Genomic DNA, 19,299 nt, shown 5'->3' on the forward strand with positions numbered 1-19,299 from the left:
CCTCTGTGCGGTGTTTCCGGCAAAAAGCGCCGCCCCATAACAAAAGCCGAAACAGCGTTCCCGATGGAGCCGCTGTTTCGGCTTTTGTTTCGGCTCTGCCTGCAAAGCAGAGCCGTTGCTGGTGCATTGCTTTATTCTTTGGGTGTTTCGTCCCGATTCTGTGCATCCTCTTCCGGCGCCGCAGGCTGCTCCGCCGAAGATTCCTCAGTTTCCTGTACTTCATCCTGTTGCAGTTTCTGACCGCATTTACTGCAGTAAATAGCGCCGACGGGGTTTTCCTGCCCACATTTTTTGCAGGGGATGCGGCTGCGCTTGGCTGCAAGCTGCTCATTTACAGCATCCAGCTGCTCGTAAAGTTCGTCAATCGCGTCGACACACTCGCCAATCAGTTCCTCGGAAGAGGCGCCTGTCTTTTTGGAATCATAGGCAATACGGCCAAGAGCCTCAAACCGTTTGCTGATTTCATTGTCCAGGTCTGCCGCATTGATGCGCAGTTTGGAAATGTCCATAATCTGGCTTGCTTTTTCTCCTACTGCCGAGGCAGCATTCTTTGCGTTGATGACAACATCTTCAAACAGTCCCATATCCGCCACGCTCCTTGTCTGTAAGTATACTCTGGTTTGTTTGGATTATACCATGTTTGCGCATAAACGCGCAAGTAAAAATAGGAATCTTAACTAAATGTTAATACTTCAATCATAACTCAGCTGTAAAGTCCGCCGCCGATAAATTCACGAATAAGCGAGGTGGGCGGCAGAAGGGCAGGGTCCACCGGATGCACCAGCAGCAGCGCAAACAGCAGCCGGTTCACTTCCTCCGCCACCCAGCCGCTCTGCTCGGTCACGCCGCGCAGAAGCAGCAGCGCCGGATTGCGCAGCACGCCCAGCTCATAAGCGTGCAGCGAATTCACCGTGAAGTCTGCCCGATGCTTAAACGGCAGAATGTACCGGCGCTCGCCTTCCATGACAGAATCCCACATCTGCAGGGTTTGCTCCGGGCTGGTGCTGCGGAAGTTATAATCCCGCACCAGCCGCCGGATCATGCGCACCTCATGCGCGCTGAGCAGCTGCTCCGAACCGTTACTGATATCCTGCTTAACGCTGATGTAAATACGAACCACGCCACCGCGCCGCAGCTGCGCCGTCAGTGCTGGATTCAGCGCATGGATACCCTCGATGATGGCAATGCCGTTCGGACTCAGAGCCAGCCTGCGGGATTCGGCAGCCGGCCGATGCTGCACAAAGTCAAACTGCGGCACCTCGCAGCTGTTTGACTCGGTCAGATCTTTTAAGCAGCGCTGAATGCAATCTACCCGCAGCGCCTCCAGACATTCAAAGTCATGGCTGCCGTCTTCGCGCAGCGGTGTTTCCTCTTGTGCCCTATAAAAATCATCCAGAGAAATCATTTTGGTTTCGTGCCCCAGCTGATTCAGAGCTGCTGAAAGGAAATGCGCCGTGGTGGTTTTTCCGCTGCTGCTCGGCCCTGCCAGCAGAATCACGCGGCAGTTCTGCCGTAGTGCTTTCTTGGCAATTTCATGAATGCTGTTATGAAACCGCTGGTCTGCACGGGAAACCATCTTGGCAGGCTGCACCTGCGCCATGCGGTTCATTTCCTGCAGGTCATTTGGAAAGCGGACAAACTCCGTGTGCTGTGTACTGCTCATAAATCTGCTTCACCTTTTCTTTCCGTGCCAAAACTTCCCCGTGCCGGGAAATGTACTCATAGGGATACTTGAAGTTATACACGCGCTCCAGCTTGCCGCTGCCGGAGGGGTCGCAGACCTTGCTGCCCGCACCGGCGCCGCAGGCCAAAATTGTCTGACTTTCGTCCATAATGGCGGCATTGTAAAAACTTTCGTACCCTGGTTTGGCAAACCCTACATTTTCGAGGCCGCCCAAAATCCGCGTCTGCCGGTACAGGTAATACGGCTGATAGCCGCTGTTCAGCAGCTTTGGCCCGGCATAGTCCAGCATCTGCGCGGCGGTGGCGCCGCTTGCACGCTGGCGTCCCTCCTGAAAAATCGCAGAGGAACGCTTTAGCGCCAGTGTATGCACGGTAATGCTTTCCGGCTCCAGCGCACACACGCGGTTCACCGTGTCCGCAAAGGTTTCCGGCGTGTCCAGCGGCAGCCCCGCAATCAAGTCCATGTTCATATCTGCAAAGCCGGCGTCCCGCGCAATTTGGAACGCATCCAGAACCTGCTGCACCGTGTGCCTGCGGCCGATGGCTTCGAGCACCCGCTCCTGCATGGTCTGCGGATTGATACTGACGCGCGTCACGCCGCGCCGGCGCAGACCATCCATTTTTTCCCGCGTCACCGTATCGGGTCTGCCCGCCTCCACGGTAAACTCCAGACACGCGGAAAGGTCAAAGGATGTCTGCACGGTACCCAGCACGCGGTCCATCTGCTCCGGCGTTAGCGTGGTGGGTGTGCCGCCGCCCATATATACCGACTGCAGGGTAAGCCCGCAGTCGCGCGCCGTTTTTCCTGCCGCTTCGATTTCCCGGCAGAGGCACGCAACATATTCGGGAATCATCCCTATGGTTTTTTCCACTGTCATAGAAACAAATGAGCAGTACGCGCAGCGGCTTGGGCAGAACGGAATCCCGATGTACAGGCTAAACCCCTCGGGACGCTCCCGCTGCAGCAGTTGCCGTTCATTTTCCATGGTCAGCTGTGCCAGGCGGGTTTTCGCCGCGCTGACATGGTACGCCTGCGAAAACACCTGCCTTGCTTTTTCCGCGCCATACTGCTCTGCCAGGCTGCGCAGAAGCTTGACCGGACGCACGCCGGTCAAAATTCCCCAGCGCGGTGTGAAGCCGGTCTGCTGTACCAGAAGACCATACAGCAACTCCGCCAGTTGGCGTTCCGGGCCGGTGTCGCCGTACTTTTCCGGCACGTACACTGCCTGTGCGCGGTGTTTCTGTCCGCCGCTGCGCACCCATGCCGTCAGCAGCGTCTGTGCATTTTGCTCTTCTACCCCGGCAAAAACGAGCAGCGCGTCCGGCTGCTGCGGCAGACTGCCGTCCTCTGACACCTTAATGGGTTCTTCCGGATAAAACAGGCGGCAAAGCTTTTCCAACTCATAATGAAACGACCGATCGGTAAGAATCAAATCCATAGCTATTCTGCTTCCATATAGGGATTGTTTGCCCGCTCCCAGCTTAGTTTGGTTTCAAACTCGTGCCCGGGCAGCACGCGCCATTCTCCCGGAAGGTCACGCAGGCGTTTGACGGACTTTATAATTTCCTCATAGCTGCCGGTGGGGAAGTCTGTCCGTCCAACGGTGCCGCACATCAACGTATCGCCGGAAAAAATCGCGTCGCCCGTCAGATAGCAGCAACCGCCGCAGGTATGCCCCGGCGTGTGCAAAACCTGAAGCTGCAGGCTGCCCAGAGAAATCTCATCGCCGTCGTGCAGCAGCACATCCGGTACAAACGGTTCCACCGGCGCAAGCCCCATGGCACCGCTCAAGTTCAATTCCGGATTTTGGGGAAACGCACGGTCTGCCTCGTCCATGTAAATCTTGGCGCCGGTGCTGTCCGCCAACTGCTTCACGCCGGTAATGTGGTCAAAGTGCCCGTGCGTCAGCAGAATCATCACGACCTTGTGTGTCTGGACGGCATCCGCAAGTTCCGCATTGTAAAATCCGGGGTCAATGACCGCTGTCTGACCGGTTTGTTCATCCGTCAGCAGGTAACAGTTCGTTGGCAGCGGGCCGCCGGTAATCCGTTCAATCTGCATTTCGTTCCCTCCTGCAAAAACTCTGTCTTTTTCTTTCTATGCGCGACGCGGGCGTGCGCTTACGTCCGGCGAATGGACGCAACCCCTGGCACAGCTTCCAGCTTACCGATAATGCTGCGCAGATGGGAAAGGCCGTTTACCGTGATATTTGCCGAAATCGCCGCGCGCCCGTCTTTCAGTTCCCGTGAATTCAGTGCATGAATAAACAGATGCATACTGAAAAGCTGCTGCGTCACATCCGCAAGTAAACCAGAGCGGTCTTCCGCCACAATCTCCAGCGTAGTCTGGAACTCCTCCTGCACTTCACCTGCCCAGTGCGCGGCAATCCACCGTTCCGGTTCCACCGCAGCAGAGAGCGGATGCGGCACATTGCTGCAGGATTTCTTGTGAATGGAAACCCCGTAGCCGCGGGTGATAAAGCCGATAATCTCATCGCCCGGCAGCGGGTTGCAGCAGCGAGCAAACTTGACCAGACAATCCTCCATGCCGTCCACAATCACACCGCTGGCGGCTTTGCGCCGCACCTGTGGTTTCGGCACCTCTTTCGGTGGCTCCGTGTGGTGCGTTTTCAGGTAATCTTCTTTCACACGCGGCATGACTTTCCAAAGCTGAATGCCGCCATAGCCAATCGTGGCATAAACATCCTCCGGCGTAGTACAATTCTGCTTTGCGCCAAGGTGCAGCAAAAATGCCTGCAACTCCTCCGGTGTCATGGAAATGCCGTTGCGCTTAAACTCGCGCTCAACCTCATTCTGACCTTCTGTGATATTTTCCTCTCGTTTTTCTTTTTTAAACCACGTGCGGATTTTATTGCGTGCTTCACTGGTTTTAACGATTTTGAGCCAGTCGCGGCTGGGGCCGCGGGTCTCCTTGCTGGTGATAATGTCCACAATCTGTCCGGTTTTCAGCTGGGTGGTCAGGGGCACCATGCGCTTGTCCACTTTGGCACCCACCATGCGGTTGCCGATGGCACTGTGAATCGCATACGCAAAGTCAATCACCGTGCTGCCGGAGGGCAAGTTAATCACATCGCCGCGCGGTGTAAAGACAAACACTTCGTCCGGTGTGAGGTCAGACTTGATAATATGAATCAAGTCTGTCGCGTCCGCTGAACTGCTCTGATCCTCTAAAATCTGCCGAATCCACGTCAGGCGCTTCTCCATGCTGTCGTGGGCAGAGCGGGCATCCGTCATGCCGAGTTTGTACTTCCAGTGCGCCGCGATGCCGTACTCTGCCGTGTGGTGCATTTCCCAGGTGCGAATCTGAATTTCAAACGGAATGGCGTCCTTGCCGACCACCGTTGTGTGCAGGGACTGGTACATATTCGGCTTCGGCGTGGAAATATAGTCCTTAAAGCGGTTCGGCAGCGGACGGAACATATCGTGCACAATACCCAGCACATTGTAGCAGTCGTTGACGGTGTCCACAATTACGCGTACCGCGTAAATATCGTAAATCTCCTCCATATCCTTGCCCTGAATGAACATCTTTCGATAAATGCCGTTAATGCTCTTGACCCTGCCGGAAATATAAACGTTCGGGATGATGCCGGAAATACGATCCTGCAAAAGCTTCTTGGTCTTTTCAATAAAGGCGCTGCGCTCGTCTTTGCGCAGGGCAAGACTGTCTTCAATTTCTTTATAGGCAAACGGGTCTAAAATCCGTAGGGAGCGGTCTTCCAGTTCCTCTTTGATGGCGCGAATGCCCAGGCGGTGCGCAATCGGCGCGTAAACCTCCATGCTTTCCAGTGCCTTTTCCCGCTGCTTGGCAGGCGACCAGTACTCTGCCGTACGCATATTGTGCAGGCGGTCCGCCAATTTGATGATGATAACGCGGATATCCTCGCTCATGGCAATCAGCATCTTGCGAATATTTTCCGCCTGCTGCACCTCGCGGGAGTTGTACGGAATGCGCCCCATCTTTGTAATCTTTGTCACGCCGTCCACAAGGTTCGCAATTTCGCTGCCGAAGCTGCGGCGCAGCTCGTCCAGTGTCACCTTCGTGTCTTCGACCACATCATGCAGCAGACCCGCCGCAACGCACTCGCTGTCCATACCCAGTTCTACCAGAATGCACGCCACTGCCACCGGATGAGAAATGTACGGCAGACCCGAAAGCCGCTTCTGCTCGCCGTGTGCGGAAAGCGCCAGGTCATATGCCCGCCGAATCAACTCCATCTGGTACGTATGCTCACTTTGCGCAAGCAGCGCTGTCAGTCTGTCAAACGTATTTTCCCCGCTCATCATGGTCTTTCACCGCTCCCCTACAATTTTGGTACCGGATGCACCTGTGCTTTCAGCTGCTGCAGAAACGCACTTTCAAACAGGCTGACTTTTCCCGAAGTCGCGCACAGCGTAACCTTGTACTGCATACCAAACTGCTCCAGTTGAATCAAGCCGTGCTCACAAAATAACTCCAAACAAACCAGAAGCCGTGCAAAGGGCATGGCAGAATCCATTGCCGCCAGCTTTTCCGCACCGCCACTGTAACCGCCGCACGCACGCAGCGTGCGGTAAAGCCCCGCGCAGCCAACCCGATCCGGCAGCAGCGTGTGCAGCTCCTCTGCAGTCAACGACTCGCCGCGCATTGCCTTTTGGAACAGTGCCTGTCCCGCCAGCAGTGCCTCTGCGTTGGAACCCGCCGCTTTCATATCCCGCACAATGACAGACAGCTGTTCCTTGCCGTTATATTCGTTGACCTCCAGTTCCACCGCCAAATCCAACACATCGCCCGGGTGGTACGGAAATGCTTCCAGCGTCATGCCGAACTTCATGCAGCGCAGCCGGACACCGGCGCTGCTGCACACCAGCCGCAGGTGCTTGCCGCCGCCGACCGGCTGAATCTCCTGCAGGGTCACGCCGAACAGCCCGTACAGCGGACGTGGGTTCTCCGCGCCAAAGGGCTGCAGCAGTTCCGCCGCGCGCGGCAGATCCAATGAAAGGCGCGCCGGCTTGAGCACACCGTCGAGTCGCAGCACCGGCACCGGCATTTCGCCCAGCTTCGCGGCATAGGCGTTGATGCGCCTGCGGAATTCCGGCACGTTTTCAGGTGGCATTGTCAGCCCCGCCGCCATGGGGTGCCCACCAAATTTCGTCATCAGGTCGGCGCAGGCCGACACCGCCAAAAACAAAGAAAAACCCTCGATGCTTCTGCCGGAGCCTTTGGTTTCCTGCGCATTGGTAGAAAGCACGATGCACGGTTTGCCGAACGTTTCCGTGATACGGCTTGCCACAATGCCAATCACCCCGTGGTGCCAGTCGCGGCCTTCCACCACCAGTACACGGTCAAGCAGGCGGTCCGATTCCTGCCGCAGCTGCTGCAGGGCGTTTTCGTAAATTTCTGTTTCCAACTGTCTGCGGTAGTCGTTGTCATCGCAGATATCTGCCGCCAGCGAAGCCGCTTCTTCCGGGTCTTCACTCAGCAGCAGGCGCACCGCACGTTCCGGCGAGCCGATGCGCCCGGTCGCGTTGATGCGCGGCACAATACCGAACGCCACGTTTTCCGAGGTAAGCGTGCGCCCCTGCAAACCGGCTTTCTCCAGCAGTGCCCGCAAACCGGGGCGGTCTGTCTGGGGCAGCACCTGCAAACCCTTGCGGACAAAGGTGCGGTTTTCCCCCACAAGCGGCACCACATCGCCCACTGTACCGATGGTAAGCAAGTCTGCATACATTTCCAACAAAAATCCCGGGTCGGCCTCCGGCCCCTCCAGCGCCTGCACCAACTTAAAGGCAAGCCCCGCCCCGCACAGACCCCTGCAACCGCTGTGGTCATCCTCCCGATACGGATCCACAATCGCTACTGCAGCCGGCAGCTGTGGGCGCGGCTGGTGATGGTCGGTCACGACAACATCCATACCCAGCTCATTTGCGCGCTGAATCTCTGCCAAAGACGAAATGCCGTTGTCTACGGTCACAATCAACTCCACCTGACGCGTATGCAGGGTTTCCACTGCGGTCAAGTTCAGACCATAGCCCTCTCCTTCGCGCTCCGGAATATAAAACGAAACATCGGCGCCGCTGCTTTCGAGGTAGGAATACAGAATGGAAGTCGCGGTGACACCGTCCGCATCGTAATCCCCGTAAACCGCGATTTTTTCAAAATTTTCAACTGCACGGTTAATCCGCTGCACCGCGCGGTCCATGTCTTTCAGCAGGAAAGGGTCCCGCAGCGGCGCGCCGCTCACCATCTCTGCCGCCTCCTGTGCGGTTTTGCATCCACGGGACTGCAGCAGCGCGGCAGCCGCCGCCGGAAGACCGGTCTGCTGTGCGATTTCCCGCACAGCCTGCCGGTCATAGGAGGCAACCTCCCATTTTTTCAGTGCCAATGGATTCACCTGCCCTCTCTTTGGTCAAAAACAAGCAATTTTGTTGTTTTTGAAATTTTATCGGTCACAATTTGTTCATATTTAAAAGAATCCTGATAAATCATTTTATCATTTTGTTTGTATTTATTCAATCGTTTCCGTGGTTTTTCTTTTGAATTTCCCGCTAAATGCAAAAATCCGGCCAGAAACTGTGCCATTACGCACACTTCCGGTCGGCTGCCACCACACTAATTCTGCGTTAGGGTTACGCTCGCCTGATACGTTCCGTAAGCCCAGCAGGTTTTATTTCCACCGATTTTTATACTGACCGGCGCATTGGTCGTGCCGGCTTCCTGCACATTGGAAAGGTCCACCGCTGCGGTGATGTTGCTGTCTGTGAGGGTGGCAATGTCGCTTTCCTTGCCCACAACGCTGACTGTCAGTGACTTAGTCACCATGGTAGCTGTCATATTATCCGGCACGTTCATTTTCGTAAAGGCTGTAACGGTAAACTGCTTAGACGTGTACTGACTCATATTTTTCAGCGTTACCTGTGCGGTTGTGCCACTGCTCAGATTCGTACAGCCTGCCGGCAACTGCGAAATTTGCTGGGTAAAGCTGTTATGCGTGGTATTGATCTGTGAAAAGTCGATTGCTTCCAGACTGACCTCTGAAATTTTACTCAGAGTATCTTTCGGCCCGGCAATTTCAATGGTATCCGGTGTAACGGTAAACGCATCGTCCTGGTCAAACTGCAGCCCCGTGGGCTGACCGGTGAAGGTTGGGCGGACTTTCACGGTCTTTTTCGGCTGCACCTGAATGGTCACGTTCACCTGAGAAATGCTCATTGTTACATATTTACTGGGCGTAATCACATTACCGGACGCATCGTAAAGCAGCAGCGGAGCCTGTACGGTTTTGGTTTCGGTCAGCGCCGTATCCCCGGCGCTGTAATCAATGGAAACATGGTCGATTTTATTCACTTCTGACTCCGGACCGGAAATCGTCACGCTTTCCGCATCCGCCGTTGGTCCCGGACTGTAGTAGCCCGATGTGTCGATTTTATCCATATTGGCAGGCAGCTTAATCGGGAATGACTTTTTTAAGGCGCGATCTACGTGAATGGTCCACTCCGAGGGAGAGATTTCGTAAAAATCAAAGTTGGAAAGCGCACTGATGTTTTTACCGACCAATGCAACCTTGTAATCCCCCGGCGCCGTAATCTGCGACACGCTGACAGGTGCCACCTCGATATCACTGCTGCGAATCTGGTTGACCACGAGGGTGTTGCCAGTAATAGACACGGAAACCGTGTCCGTTTTGGTTGGGGAGTAGACTGTCAGCCCCTGCTTCTGCGCTTCATCCGAAAGCTGCACACTGATGGGCACATCACTGATATTTTTGGGGTGATGATCCGTATCATTAAAGGCAAGCACAATCCACAGCACAAAGGCAATGACAATGGACAAAACCAAAACGAACTGATTGTTGTAGAACAAACCGTTCAGGCGATCTTGCGCTTTTTTCTTCCGCCGCACTTTGGTTTCATTTTTCATCTTTTGACCTCCTGAGGGACGCAAAAAGCGCGCTGCGGCTTTTTGCCAGGTCCTGGTCTAAAAGCAGGCTGTTCAGTTCATTCTGCAGCGACTCGCGGGTATAGTTTCGAGTAATGGTGCCGCCCAGAGCAATGGAAATCTGGCCGGTTTCCTCGGAAACGACCACCACCACGGCATCTGAATTTTCACTCATACCGATAGCCGCCCGGTGGCGGGTACCCAACTCAACGGCAACATCGTTGTTCCGCTTGGTCAGCGGCAGAATACATCCCGCCGCGTACAGCAGCCCGTCGCGCATCACCATGGCGCCGTCGTGCAGGGGAGCTTTGTTGAAAAAGACGTTGCAGATAATGGGCACGCTGGGGATTGCCTCCACAACCGTACCGGTGTCCACAATATCGCCAAGCTTGGTCTTTCGCTCAAAAACAATCAGCGCGCCGGTTTTACTTCTGGACATCCCGTCGCACGCCTCCACCACAGCCAGAATACTACGGCGCAGCCGATCCTGCCGCGCCGCCTCCTCGCTGCTGTGCGCGTTAAAAATGGAACGCAAACCGCCGCTGACGCGGCCGCGCCCCATTTTTTCCAAGGCGCTGCGCAGCTCCGGCTGAAACAAAACAAACACGCAAACCAGTCCGTACTGAATCACATAAGTCAGCAGTGTCTGTGTCATGTACAGCTGTGCCACATTGGCAAGAATCCAGATGCCAATTACAATGATAATCCCCTTGACCAGCTGCCCCGCACGGGTTTCCCGAATCAACTTAATGGCATTGTAAATGACAATGGCGACCAGCAAGACGTCTAAAACGTCCGCAAAGCGAAAATTCATAAAAATATTTTCCAGACGGTCCAGGAACTCCGTCATTTGCATCACGGCGGTCCCTCCTTTCTCTCTTCTTTCATTTTAACATATCAAAAGGGATATGCAATCATTTTCTTTTACTTTTCTGCAAAAGAGTTAGCTGCTCTTACAAAAAGCTGCTTTTCCGCAAGCTGCAGCACCGCTGCCGCAAACGCATTCATCTGCGCTTTGGTGGTAAACGCCGAGGGGCAGACACGCACCGTGCCGCAGCCCAGCGTGCCGTAAAATGCGTGTGCGCGCGGTGCGCAGTGCAGACCCGCGCGCACGGCAAAACCCCGATGGTCCAGCGCGGCGGCAACTTCTTCGCAGCCTTTGCCCGGAATGTTAAATGACAAAAGCGGCACAAAATTCGGCATCTCCGGACGCGGCGTATACAGGGTTACCCGCCCGGAAGCCTTCAGCCGGTCATACAGCGAGCAGACCAGTTCGCTTTCATGCCGGTAAATTTGCTCCGGCGTTCTCCGCCGCACAAAGGCAATGCCTGCGCGCAGACCGAGAATCCCCGGCACATTGACTGTACCGCTTTCAAAGCGTTCCGGCATCTCCGCCGGCTGCTCCAGGCTTTCCGAAGAGGTGCCGGTACCGCCCTCAAAAATCGTGTCAAGTTTTGTGCCGTCCAGTGCCGCCAGCACCCCGGTGCCCATGGGGCCATACAGCCCTTTGTGCCCCGGTGCGCACAAATAATCAATGCCGCTTTCCGCCATGGAAATCGGCACCACCCCCGCAGACTGGGCGCAGTCCACACAAACCGGCACCTGATAAACGTGGCAGAGCGCCGCGATACGCTCCACCGGCAGGCGCACGCCCCAGACGTTAGAAGCCTGCGTGCAGACGCACAAACACGTATTTTCCTGCAGAGCGCCACGGAACGCCTCCAGTGTCGCGTCACTGTCGCCCGGCACAACCTGCGCCTCCGTGTAGGTAATCACGCCCTTTTCCCGCAGTGCCTCCAATGGGCGCATCACCGCATTGTGCTCCAAACAGGAAGTCACCACATGACCGCCCGGCTTCACCGCACCCTTGATGACCATATTGAGCGCCTGCGTGCAGTTCATGACAAACGCGATACACGCTGGTCCCGGCGCCCCAAACAGAACGGCGGCTTCTTCTCTGGCACGAAAAACTTCCGCCGCAGTGGCAAGGCTCATTTGGTGCCCGGCTCTGCCGGGATTGGCACCGAAGCGTACCATCGCCTGCTGCACCGCCGCTGTCACCTGCGGCGGTTTGGGGTAAGTGGTTGCGGCATTGTCCAGATAAATCATCTGCCGCCCACCCGCTCTCTGCGTCCAAGCACACGGATTCCCGCACTGCGCAGAATCTGCTCGGCCTCATCTGTTCGTTTTGGAACAAAAACACCGTATCCGCACCCGGGAATCTCCGGCGTGCGCGGCAGCCGCTCCACATAAGCTCTGATTCCGTACGAAAAAAGCAATTCCCGGCTCCTCATCGCGTAGGTGATTGAGCCGACGATAATCAGCTGCTGACCCACAAGGCATCACCTCTCTGTATTTACTATGATACAGAATATGTCAGCACATGGCTTTCTGCCTTTTTTACCGGAAAGAACCGTGATTTTTTTCACTGCAGCAGGCAGACCGCATGCGCGGCGATGCCTTCGCCGGTGCCGGTAAAGCCCAGCCCCTCTTCTGTGGTGGCCTTGACACTGACCTGCGAAACTGCCACGCCGCACGCCGCTGCCAGCTTTTCACGCATACACGCGATGTGCTGCCGCAGCTTTGGCTGCTGGCACAGCACTGTGGCGTCGAGGTTCGCAATTGCAAAGCCGGCAGCGCGCACACGCGCACAAACCTCCTGCAGAAGCAGCAGGCTGTCCGCGCCGCTGTATGCCGGATCGCTGTCCGGAAACAGGCAGCCGATGTCGCCCAGTGCGGCGGCGCCAAGCAGCGCATCGCAGACCGCGTGCGTCAGCACATCTGCATCCGAGTGCCCCAGCAGTCCCTTTTCATACGGAATTTCCACACCGCCGAGAACCAGCCTGCGGCCTTCAACCAGCCGATGGACATCATAGCCGTGCCCAATACGCATTTTTACCGCTCCCTTGCCTTTAAAATCACCTCTGCCGCGGGGATATCCTCCGGGGTTGTCAACTTGAGGTTAGTATAGCTGCCCCGGCACAAATGCACCGGCTGCCCTGCCCGTTCAAACAGCTGGCAGTCATCTGTAAAGTCGCCCTCCGCCGCTTCCAGCAGGCTGAGATACTGCTGTGCCGCAAACACCTGCGGCGTCTGCACCGCCCAAAGGGTACTGCGCTCCGGTGTATGGTCTACAAAGCCGTCTGCGTTTGTAACCTTCACCGTATCCTTAACCGGCACGGCAAGCGCCGCCGCGCCATACTGCTGCGCGTCCCGCACTACGCGGGTGATTTCCTCCGGTGTCACCAATACACGCGCACCGTCGTGCACCGCAAGAAAGTCGCAGTCACCGGCGGCACGGGCACCCGCAGCGGCGGACTGCTGACGGGTTTCGCCGCCGGGCACCACCGCGCGCAGCTTTTCCGCGCAGCGGTACCGCTGTGCCAGCAGGCAGTAATGCGCCTGCTGCCCCGGCGGACAAACCAGCACGGTCGCCTGTACACACGGCGTCTGCTCAAACGCGCGCAGGGTGTAAACCAATGCAGGAACGCCGCGCAGGGGCAATTCCTGCTTCGGCCTTCCCATGCGGGTAGAAGCCCCTGCCGCGAGAATCAGCGCACAGCATTCCATGCCGCATCCTCCTCCCATGGAAAGGCACGCAAATCCGGCAGATACACATCCGCCAGACGCTCCAGTTCCGGCTTTTCCGCCGCCGCCCGCCGGTCTTCCAGCGCAACCACCGGAAAGCCCGCCGCTTTTGCAGTGCGCACCGCATACAGCGCATCCTCAAACACCACCGTTTTCTCCGGCTTGCCACCGAGTCGGCGCGCCGCCGCCCGAAAAATCTCCGGCTTGTCCTTGCCGCTGCCAAAATCGCTGGTGGAAAGCAAAAAGTCGAACAGTTCCGTCAGGTGCAGCCGGTCAAACGCCGCGCGGATACTGGCAGCATCCGTACTGGAAACCACGCACATCGGTGTTCCCTGCCGGTGCAGGCGCCGCAAAAATGCCTCCGCACCGGGTTTCGGCTGCACTTCCCGCAGATACTTTTCATACGGCACATCGTTGATCTCCCGAATCAGTTGCTCTGCAGATGCCTGCGCCCCCAGCGCGCGGAAATAACGTGCCACCTCCTCCACCGTTTTGTCCCGCATGGTTTCCCGCAGGTCGTCCGGCGCGGCGATTCCGTGCCGCCGCAGAACCGTTTCTCCCACGGTATCCCAAACATACATGGAGTCCAGCAGGGTACCGTCCATGTCAAAAATTGCGTACTGAACCTGCATAAAGTTCCTCCCGGGCGCAAAGGCACCCTTTTAGATTACACCGCTGTGCGGCGCGTATTCTGTCCCATAGTGTACCATGCCGGAAAAGGCGTTGCAACCAAAAAAGCAACGTCTGCAGATTCCGCAGACGCCGCTGTCTTTTTGTATCGTACTGAAACCGCCGCAGGACTGCGGGAAGGAACCCACACTTTCCCGCGCAAACGGTTAAAAAGCGGGTGCAAGCGGGCATAAGCGTTTTTTCGGGTAATTTCCCACAAAAAATCCCCTGTTCTTTTCCCCGGCTTCCTTGTATAATAGAGTTGTTTTTTATCATGCTTTGCTGAAAGGTGGTACATTTCTTGATTACTGAAAAAATTGCACTGGCAGAAAAATTCCCCGTGCTCGCGGGTCTGGGCAGCAGCGCTGTGCTGTATACCTATGTACGCGGAAGTTCCGAGGAAATCAGTCCCAGCCGCACCTGGCCCGCCATGCTGGTCTGCCCCGGCGGCGGCTACTGCATGACCTCTGACCGGGAGGCGGAGCCGGTCGCGCTGGAGTTCGCCGCCCGCGGTTTCCAATGCTTTGTGCTGCGCTACACCTGCGCCCCGGCGCGCTATCCGCTTGCTCTGCAGGAGGCTGCCGCCGCCATGGCATACATTCACCAGGAAAGCGCACGTTACTGCGTCGACACCAGCCGCATCGCAGTCATGGGCTTTTCCGCAGGCGGCCATCTGGCAGCCTCCCTGTCCCTGTTCTGGGACGCGCCGGAGGTCTGCGGTCCGCTTTCCCTGCAGGCGGCGCAAACCCGCCCGGACGCGCTCTGCTTAGGCTATCCGGTCATCACCAGCGGAACCTACGCACACCGCGGTTCCTTTGAAAATCTGCTGGGCGAAAAGTCCTCTGCGGAGCTTCTGCACCGACTGTCACTGGAAAACAGCGTGCGCCCGGATATGCCGCCCGTATTTTTGTGGCACACTGCCGACGACGACTGCGTGCCGGTGGAAAACTCCCTGTTCTTCGCGCTTGCCCTGCGCAAAGCAGAGGTGCCGTTTGAACTGCACATCTACCCGCACGGCAGCCACGGACTTTCCCTTTCGACCATGCAGACGCAGGTGCGCGACCGCTCCATTCCGCTTCTGGTGCCGGAGGTTGCGGGCTGGACCGCGCTGTGCAGCGCATGGCTTGCACGCACACTGCCCGGCGGCACAGACCCGAAGGACTGACTCAGGAAAAATGGCGGAAGGCGATGTTTAAATCCACCGTATTGCTGATTCCGTTCACCTTGCCTTTGGAGGCATATTGCCAAAGGTCAAAATGATAATAAAAGCTGGGCAGATCTTGATACTCGGCATACCACATGGGGTACGCTTCCAAAGCTTTCAGATTGAAGGTGGCGTACCCCATATTTTTATTGGTATAAAAACACGGCTGGTACCCGTACGCCTGAATCTTGCTGCAGAACGCTTTGACAAACTGCGTGACCTGCGTCGGTGTAACCGGGTCGGTGCGCGTGGAACCGGTGGCGGTGCCATTTGCCGCCTCACCGGGCTCCCAGTCAAATGCAACCGGCCATTTGAGCTTATAAGGAGCAATCTTCTGCAGAACATAGGCGGCCTCCTCCTCGGCCTCCGCCTTGGTAACAGCCTGCGAGTAAAAATACACGCCCAGTTCCACGCCGGCCGCACTGGCACCGGTCATGTTTTGCTGGAACTTTTTGTCCGCAAAGATTTTGCCGACGGTCTGTCCGCGGTAGCCGACACGGACAATTGCAAAGTCAATGCCGGCGGCCTTGACCTTTTTCCAGTTGATGTTTCCCTGCCACTCGGAAACGTCAATGCCCCGAACCGCATTTTTGTCAGCATAAGACAGCAGACCATTTTTCTTGGAAAACTTGCTGTTCACATAGGTGTTTTTCGCAATCGAATATTTAGGTATCAGCTTTTTTCCCTCGTACAAATCGTTAATCAGAAGCTCGTTGCTGGGAATCGCCGGTGTGGTGTCGGTCTGTTCTGCCGCGCAGGCGTGCAGCAGAACGGTCAGCAGCGCTGCCAGTAGCACCACCGCACCGGACACCAGCAGTAAACGGTTTCTGCGTTTTTTCGAGCGGAAAAATCCGATCAATGGATTCATGGAATCGTCCCTTCTGTGCCGTATCGGCATATACAAGTCGATTTTACACGAATCCTCTCAAAAATGCAAATGCATACAGCCGCCGTCTGAGGAACTTCAGACGGCGGCTGCTGTGTGTTTTGCGTTTCGTGCGGACAGTTTTATGCGGTTTCGTGCAGGTTTTTCAGGGAAAGATCCAGAATCGGTGCAGAATGCGTCAGCGCGCCGCTTGAAACATAGTCCACGCCGATGTCCAAAATTTGTCCCACTGTTTCTTTGGTAATGTTGCCGGAACACTCCGTCAGCGCACGTCCGTGAATCAGCCGGACAGCTTCGCGCATTTCGGTGGGCGTCATATTGTCCAGCATGATGATGTCGGCGCCGGCTTCCAGTGCCTGCCGCACCATCTCCAGGTTTTCCACCTCGACTTCTATTTTGCGCACAAACGGCGCATAAGCGCGCGCCCGCTGAACCGCCTGCCGAACGCCGCCCGCCGCGCTGATATGGTTGTCTTTCAGCAGAACGCCGTCGGAAAGATTGACGCGGTGACTGCACGCGCCGCCCACACGCACCGCATATTTTTCAAAAAGGCGCATATTCGGTGTGGTTTTGCGGGTATCCAGCAGCCGGGTGCGGCTGCCGCGCAGCAAGTCTGCCACGGCGCGGGTGTAGGTGGCAATTCCACTCATGCGCTGCAGGTAATTCAGTGCGGTGCGCTCACCGGAAAGGATGGCACGCAGATCCCCGCAGACCACCGCCAGCCGGTCCCCTTTGTGTACAGAATCCCCATCCGCAAAAAAGGCGGTGACCTGTGCGGAAGCATCCAGCAGCTCAAACACCCTGCGAAACACATCCATGCCCGCCAAAATCCCGTCCTGCTTGCAGAGCAGATCCGCCTGCCCCCGCGTTGCTTCCGGCAGCACCGCATTGGTAGTAACGTCTTCAACGGGAATATCCTCCTGCAGGGCCTGCAGCAGCAGACGGTCTGCCTGCAGGCTTTGGGTTACCGGATTCATCTGTGTCCTCTCCTTTCTTTCTGCCGCGCGATTTCCGCCTGCACCGCGGCAATCTGTTCGGCAAAATACTGCGGCAGATTCCGGTACGCGTCCCAATCCACCGAAACAGGCTCCGCCAGCGCATCCGCATGAGAATGCAGGCGAATATCTGCCGCGGCACGTTCTGCAAAGACCAGGCTTTCCAGCAGGGAATTGCTTGCAAGCCGATTGGCGCCGTGCACCCCGTTGCAGGCTGTTTCCCCCACCGCATAAAGATGCTCCATCGTTGTGCGGCTGGAAAGGTTCACCTGAATGCCGCCCATAAAATAGTGCTGTGCCGGCACCACCGGAATCCAGTCCACGCGCGGGTTAATGCCCTCTTCCAGACAGCGCGTCCAAATGGTTGGAAAACGCTTTTCCGGATTTGGGCAGTGCACCGTCTGCATGGAAAGCCACACGTGGCGGGTTTTGTCCTTTTTCATCTGCCGGTAAATCTCCTGCGTCAGCAAGTCACGCGGCAAAAGTTCCTTGGTAAAGCGGCGCCCGTTTTTGTCCAACAGCACCGCGCCCTCGCCGCGCACAGACTCCGAAATCAGGAAACTGCGCCCCGGTTTGTCGGAATACAGCGTTGTCGGATGGATTTGCACATAGTCCGGATTTTCCAGCCGGACACCGTGTTTCAGGGCAAGTGCCAGCGCGTCGCCGGTCAGATGCGGAAAATTGGTGGAATGCTCGTACACGCCGCCGACACCGCCGGTAGCCAACACCACATCCGCCGCGTACAGCGGCAGGAGCGTTCCATTCGCAGTCTGCAAAACCGCGCCGCGGCAGCGGTTTCCTGTACAGAGCAGATCCACCAGCGTGGTATGCGTCAAAATTTTGAGGTTCGGCCGCTTCTGCGCTTCTGCAAGGAGTTTCTGCGTGATTTCCTTGCCCGTACAGTCGTCGTGATACAGAATCCGCGGCGCGGAGTGCGCACCCTCCCGCGTGAACAGCAGTTCTCCATTCCTGCGGGCAAAGTCCACACCAAAGCAGGCAAGCTCCCGAATCACGTGCTGCGACGAACGAATCATGAGTTCCACAGAGTCGCGCCGGTTTTCGTAATGCCCCGCACGCAGGGTGTCCGCAAAATACGCCGCGTAGTCCGCATCGTTTCGCAGCACACAGATGCCGCCCTGCGCCAGAAAAGAATCGCTCTCGTCCAGTTCCGCCTTGGTAATCAGCAGAACCCGCATGGAAGCAGGCAGATGAAGCGCACAGAATAAGCCGGAAACGCCGGTGCCTACAAGCAGCACGTCCCATTCCGTTTTTCCGTTTCTCATTCAGTTCCCCTCTTTTCCGCAGGAATCCGCCGCTTTGGAAAGCTCCAGCATCCGTTGCAGCGGCCGCCGCGCGCGCTGAATTTCCTCTTCCTCCAGAAATACGGACGGAAATCCGCTTTCCATGGCCCGAATCACCTTTTCCAAGGTAATGCGCTTCATGTTCGGACAAATCTGTTTCGGATGCAGCGGATAAAAGCATTTGTCCGGATTTTCCTTTGCAAGGTCATACAGCACGCCGTGTTCCGTTCCGATTAGGAACGTCTTCGCGCGGCTTTCCCGCGCAAAGCGCAGAATGCCCGCTGTGCTGCCGGCATAGTTCGCCAGTTCCACCACTTCGGGGCGGCACTCCGGGTGCACCAGCAGCAACGCATCGGGGTGCGCCCTTCGGGCAGCTTTGACATCCTCCGCCGAAAGGAACGCGTGTGTCGGGCAGAAGCCTTGGTGAAACAGAAACTGCTTTTCCGGCACCTGCGCCGCAATGAACCGCCCCAGGTTTTCGTCCGGAATGAAATAGATCTGCCGGTTGGGAAGTGCCCGCACAATCTGCACCGCATTGGCGCTGGTCACACAGACGTCCGACTCCCCTTTCAGTTCCGCCGTAGAGTTCACATAGCAGACCACCGCCAGGTCTTCATGCTGCGCGCGAACCCTGCGCACCTGCCCGGCGGTGACCATGTGCGCCATTGGGCAGTCCGCATCCGCTGCCGGCAGCAGGACGTTTTTTTCCGGACTGAGAATTTTTGCACTTTCCGCCATGAAGCGCACCCCGCACATAACGATGGTTTTTGCCTGCACTCGGCTTGCCACCCGACTCAGATAAAAGGAATCTCCCACATAGTCCGCAACTTCCTGCACATCGCCGGTCACATAGTAATGTGCAAGCACCACCGCATCCATTTCTTTTTTCAATTTCAGGATTCGCAATTGTTTTTCATTCATTTGCATAACGCTCCCGCAGTTTCCCCTTTGCATCCGCCAGGTTTTTTATTTGAAATTGAAACTAGTATAGCACATATATTTACATATGACAAGACACATATCTTGTCTTTATA

At 56.5% G+C, this 19,299-nt stretch carries 19 protein-coding genes; 1 reads left to right on the forward strand and 18 read right to left on the reverse strand.

Translation table 11 applies throughout. The features are described 5' to 3' along the window. Positions 1 to 131: 131 nt before the first annotated feature. The 14 genes from PXC00_RS09260 to PXC00_RS09325 form a co-directional block, all read right to left on the reverse strand. On the reverse strand, positions 132 to 584 hold the full coding sequence (locus tag PXC00_RS09260; RefSeq protein WP_275845226.1) for a zinc ribbon domain-containing protein: 453 nt from the start codon (positions 582 to 584) through the stop codon (positions 132 to 134). Between the two features lie 119 nt (positions 585 to 703). Further along, positions 704 to 1,663 carry a uridine kinase family protein gene (locus PXC00_RS09265; RefSeq protein WP_275845227.1) on the reverse strand — a complete coding sequence of 320 codons (960 nt, stop codon included), beginning with the start codon at positions 1,661 to 1,663 and terminating at the stop codon, positions 704 to 706. Then, positions 1,620 to 3,122, reverse strand: coding sequence for a coproporphyrinogen dehydrogenase HemZ (gene hemZ, locus PXC00_RS09270; RefSeq protein WP_275845228.1), 1,503 nt, complete (start codon positions 3,120 to 3,122; stop codon positions 1,620 to 1,622). Before hemZ ends, PXC00_RS09265 begins: the two co-directional genes overlap by 44 nt. Positions 3,123 to 3,124: 2 nt before the next feature. Continuing rightward, positions 3,125 to 3,745 carry an MBL fold metallo-hydrolase gene (locus PXC00_RS09275; RefSeq protein ID WP_275845229.1) on the reverse strand — a complete coding sequence of 207 codons (621 nt, stop codon included), beginning with the start codon at positions 3,743 to 3,745 and terminating at the stop codon, positions 3,125 to 3,127. A 59-nt stretch (positions 3,746 to 3,804) separates the two neighbouring features. After that, positions 3,805 to 5,991 carry a RelA/SpoT family protein gene (locus PXC00_RS09280; protein WP_275845230.1) on the reverse strand — a complete coding sequence of 729 codons (2,187 nt, stop codon included), beginning with the start codon at positions 5,989 to 5,991 and terminating at the stop codon, positions 3,805 to 3,807. 17 nt (positions 5,992 to 6,008) lie between these two features. Continuing rightward, the gene (recJ, locus tag PXC00_RS09285) at positions 6,009 to 8,069 is read right to left on the reverse strand and encodes a single-stranded-DNA-specific exonuclease RecJ (protein ID WP_275845231.1); all 2,061 of its coding nucleotides are present in this window, start codon (positions 8,067 to 8,069) and stop codon (positions 6,009 to 6,011) included. A gap of 5 nt (positions 8,070 to 8,074) precedes the next feature. Then, positions 8,075 to 8,266, reverse strand: a complete 192-nt coding sequence (locus PXC00_RS09290) for a hypothetical protein (protein WP_275845232.1) — start codon at positions 8,264 to 8,266, stop codon at positions 8,075 to 8,077. 30 nt (positions 8,267 to 8,296) lie between these two features. After that, positions 8,297 to 9,604, reverse strand: a complete 1,308-nt coding sequence (locus tag PXC00_RS09295; RefSeq protein ID WP_275845233.1) for a CdaR family protein — start codon at positions 9,602 to 9,604, stop codon at positions 8,297 to 8,299. Then, positions 9,594 to 10,478: a diadenylate cyclase CdaA gene (gene cdaA / locus PXC00_RS09300; RefSeq protein ID WP_275845352.1), complete on the reverse strand. Its 885-nt coding sequence runs from the start codon at positions 10,476 to 10,478 to the stop codon at positions 9,594 to 9,596. The genes PXC00_RS09295 and cdaA overlap by 11 nt, the downstream gene beginning before the upstream one ends. 68 nt (positions 10,479 to 10,546) lie before the next feature. Continuing rightward, on the reverse strand, positions 10,547 to 11,731 hold the full coding sequence (locus PXC00_RS09305; RefSeq protein WP_275845234.1) for an aminotransferase class V-fold PLP-dependent enzyme: 1,185 nt from the start codon (positions 11,729 to 11,731) through the stop codon (positions 10,547 to 10,549). Then, positions 11,728 to 11,958, reverse strand: a complete 231-nt coding sequence (locus tag PXC00_RS09310) for a DUF3343 domain-containing protein (RefSeq protein ID WP_275845235.1) — start codon at positions 11,956 to 11,958, stop codon at positions 11,728 to 11,730. Before PXC00_RS09310 ends, PXC00_RS09305 begins: the two co-directional genes overlap by 4 nt. An 89-nt stretch (positions 11,959 to 12,047) precedes the next feature. Continuing rightward, complete coding sequence (gene ispF, locus PXC00_RS09315) at positions 12,048 to 12,515, reverse strand: 2-C-methyl-D-erythritol 2,4-cyclodiphosphate synthase (RefSeq protein WP_275845236.1); 468 nt, start codon at positions 12,513 to 12,515, stop codon at positions 12,048 to 12,050. A gap of 2 nt (positions 12,516 to 12,517) precedes the next feature. Continuing rightward, positions 12,518 to 13,192: a 2-C-methyl-D-erythritol 4-phosphate cytidylyltransferase gene (gene ispD / locus PXC00_RS09320; RefSeq protein WP_275845237.1), complete on the reverse strand. Its 675-nt coding sequence runs from the start codon at positions 13,190 to 13,192 to the stop codon at positions 12,518 to 12,520. Further along, positions 13,174 to 13,842: an HAD family hydrolase gene (locus PXC00_RS09325; protein WP_275845238.1), complete on the reverse strand. Its 669-nt coding sequence runs from the start codon at positions 13,840 to 13,842 to the stop codon at positions 13,174 to 13,176. The genes ispD and PXC00_RS09325 overlap by 19 nt, the downstream gene beginning before the upstream one ends. Before the next feature lie 338 nt (positions 13,843 to 14,180). On the opposite strand from PXC00_RS09325, the gene PXC00_RS09330 reads away from it, so the two are divergent. Continuing rightward, the gene (locus tag PXC00_RS09330; RefSeq protein WP_275845239.1) at positions 14,181 to 15,044 is read left to right on the forward strand and encodes an alpha/beta hydrolase; all 864 of its coding nucleotides are present in this window, start codon (positions 14,181 to 14,183) and stop codon (positions 15,042 to 15,044) included. 1 nt (position 15,045) lies between these two features. On the opposite strand, the gene PXC00_RS09335 is transcribed toward PXC00_RS09330, so the two are convergent. From PXC00_RS09335 to nadA, 4 genes are all read right to left on the reverse strand, one after another. After that, the gene (locus tag PXC00_RS09335) at positions 15,046 to 15,951 is read right to left on the reverse strand and encodes a glycoside hydrolase family 25 protein (RefSeq protein WP_275845240.1); all 906 of its coding nucleotides are present in this window, start codon (positions 15,949 to 15,951) and stop codon (positions 15,046 to 15,048) included. Positions 15,952 to 16,091: 140 nt separating this feature from the next. Further along, positions 16,092 to 16,946, reverse strand: a complete 855-nt coding sequence (gene nadC, locus PXC00_RS09340) for a carboxylating nicotinate-nucleotide diphosphorylase (protein ID WP_275845241.1) — start codon at positions 16,944 to 16,946, stop codon at positions 16,092 to 16,094. Then, positions 16,943 to 18,247 carry an L-aspartate oxidase gene (locus PXC00_RS09345; RefSeq protein WP_275845242.1) on the reverse strand — a complete coding sequence of 435 codons (1,305 nt, stop codon included), beginning with the start codon at positions 18,245 to 18,247 and terminating at the stop codon, positions 16,943 to 16,945. The genes nadC and PXC00_RS09345 overlap by 4 nt, the downstream gene beginning before the upstream one ends. After that, positions 18,248 to 19,186 carry a quinolinate synthase NadA gene (gene nadA, locus PXC00_RS09350; protein WP_407654268.1) on the reverse strand — a complete coding sequence of 313 codons (939 nt, stop codon included), beginning with the start codon at positions 19,184 to 19,186 and terminating at the stop codon, positions 18,248 to 18,250. It lies immediately after the preceding gene. Positions 19,187 to 19,299 lie beyond the last annotated feature (113 nt).

The sequence above is a fragment of the Caproicibacterium argilliputei genome, from assembly GCF_029211325.2.
Classification (GTDB): Bacteria; Bacillota; Clostridia; order Oscillospirales; family Acutalibacteraceae; genus Caproicibacterium; species Caproicibacterium argilliputei.

Excerpts from the sequence above, each read along its gene's own strand:
- PXC00_RS09305 (WP_275845234.1), bottom strand. The coding sequence starts at position 11,731 with ATGATTTATCTGGACAATGCCGCAACCACTTACCCCAAACCGCCGCAG.
- ispD (WP_275845237.1), bottom strand. The coding sequence starts at position 13,192 with ATGGAATGCTGTGCGCTGATTCTCGCGGCAGGGGCTTCTACCCGCATG.
- PXC00_RS09345 (WP_275845242.1), bottom strand. The coding sequence starts at position 18,247 with ATGAGAAACGGAAAAACGGAATGGGACGTGCTGCTTGTAGGCACCGGC.
- PXC00_RS09260 (WP_275845226.1), bottom strand. The coding sequence starts at position 584 with ATGGGACTGTTTGAAGATGTTGTCATCAACGCAAAGAATGCTGCCTCG.
- PXC00_RS09275 (WP_275845229.1), bottom strand. The coding sequence starts at position 3,745 with ATGCAGATTGAACGGATTACCGGCGGCCCGCTGCCAACGAACTGTTAC.
- hemZ (WP_275845228.1), bottom strand. The coding sequence starts at position 3,122 with ATGGATTTGATTCTTACCGATCGGTCGTTTCATTATGAGTTGGAAAAG.
- PXC00_RS09325 (WP_275845238.1), bottom strand. The coding sequence starts at position 13,842 with ATGCAGGTTCAGTACGCAATTTTTGACATGGACGGTACCCTGCTGGAC.
- PXC00_RS09335 (WP_275845240.1), bottom strand. The coding sequence starts at position 15,951 with ATGAATCCATTGATCGGATTTTTCCGCTCGAAAAAACGCAGAAACCGT.
- cdaA (WP_275845352.1), bottom strand. The coding sequence starts at position 10,478 with ATGCAAATGACGGAGTTCCTGGACCGTCTGGAAAATATTTTTATGAAT.
- PXC00_RS09280 (WP_275845230.1), bottom strand. The coding sequence starts at position 5,991 with ATGATGAGCGGGGAAAATACGTTTGACAGACTGACAGCGCTGCTTGCG.
- ispF (WP_275845236.1), bottom strand. The coding sequence starts at position 12,515 with ATGCGTATTGGGCACGGCTATGATGTCCATCGGCTGGTTGAAGGCCGC.
- PXC00_RS09295 (WP_275845233.1), bottom strand. The coding sequence starts at position 9,604 with ATGAAAAATGAAACCAAAGTGCGGCGGAAGAAAAAAGCGCAAGATCGC.
- nadC (WP_275845241.1), bottom strand. The coding sequence starts at position 16,946 with ATGAATCCGGTAACCCAAAGCCTGCAGGCAGACCGTCTGCTGCTGCAG.
- nadA (WP_407654268.1), bottom strand. The coding sequence starts at position 19,186 with ATGAATGAAAAACAATTGCGAATCCTGAAATTGAAAAAAGAAATGGAT.
- PXC00_RS09290 (WP_275845232.1), bottom strand. The coding sequence starts at position 8,266 with ATGGCACAGTTTCTGGCCGGATTTTTGCATTTAGCGGGAAATTCAAAA.
- PXC00_RS09265 (WP_275845227.1), bottom strand. The coding sequence starts at position 1,663 with ATGAGCAGTACACAGCACACGGAGTTTGTCCGCTTTCCAAATGACCTG.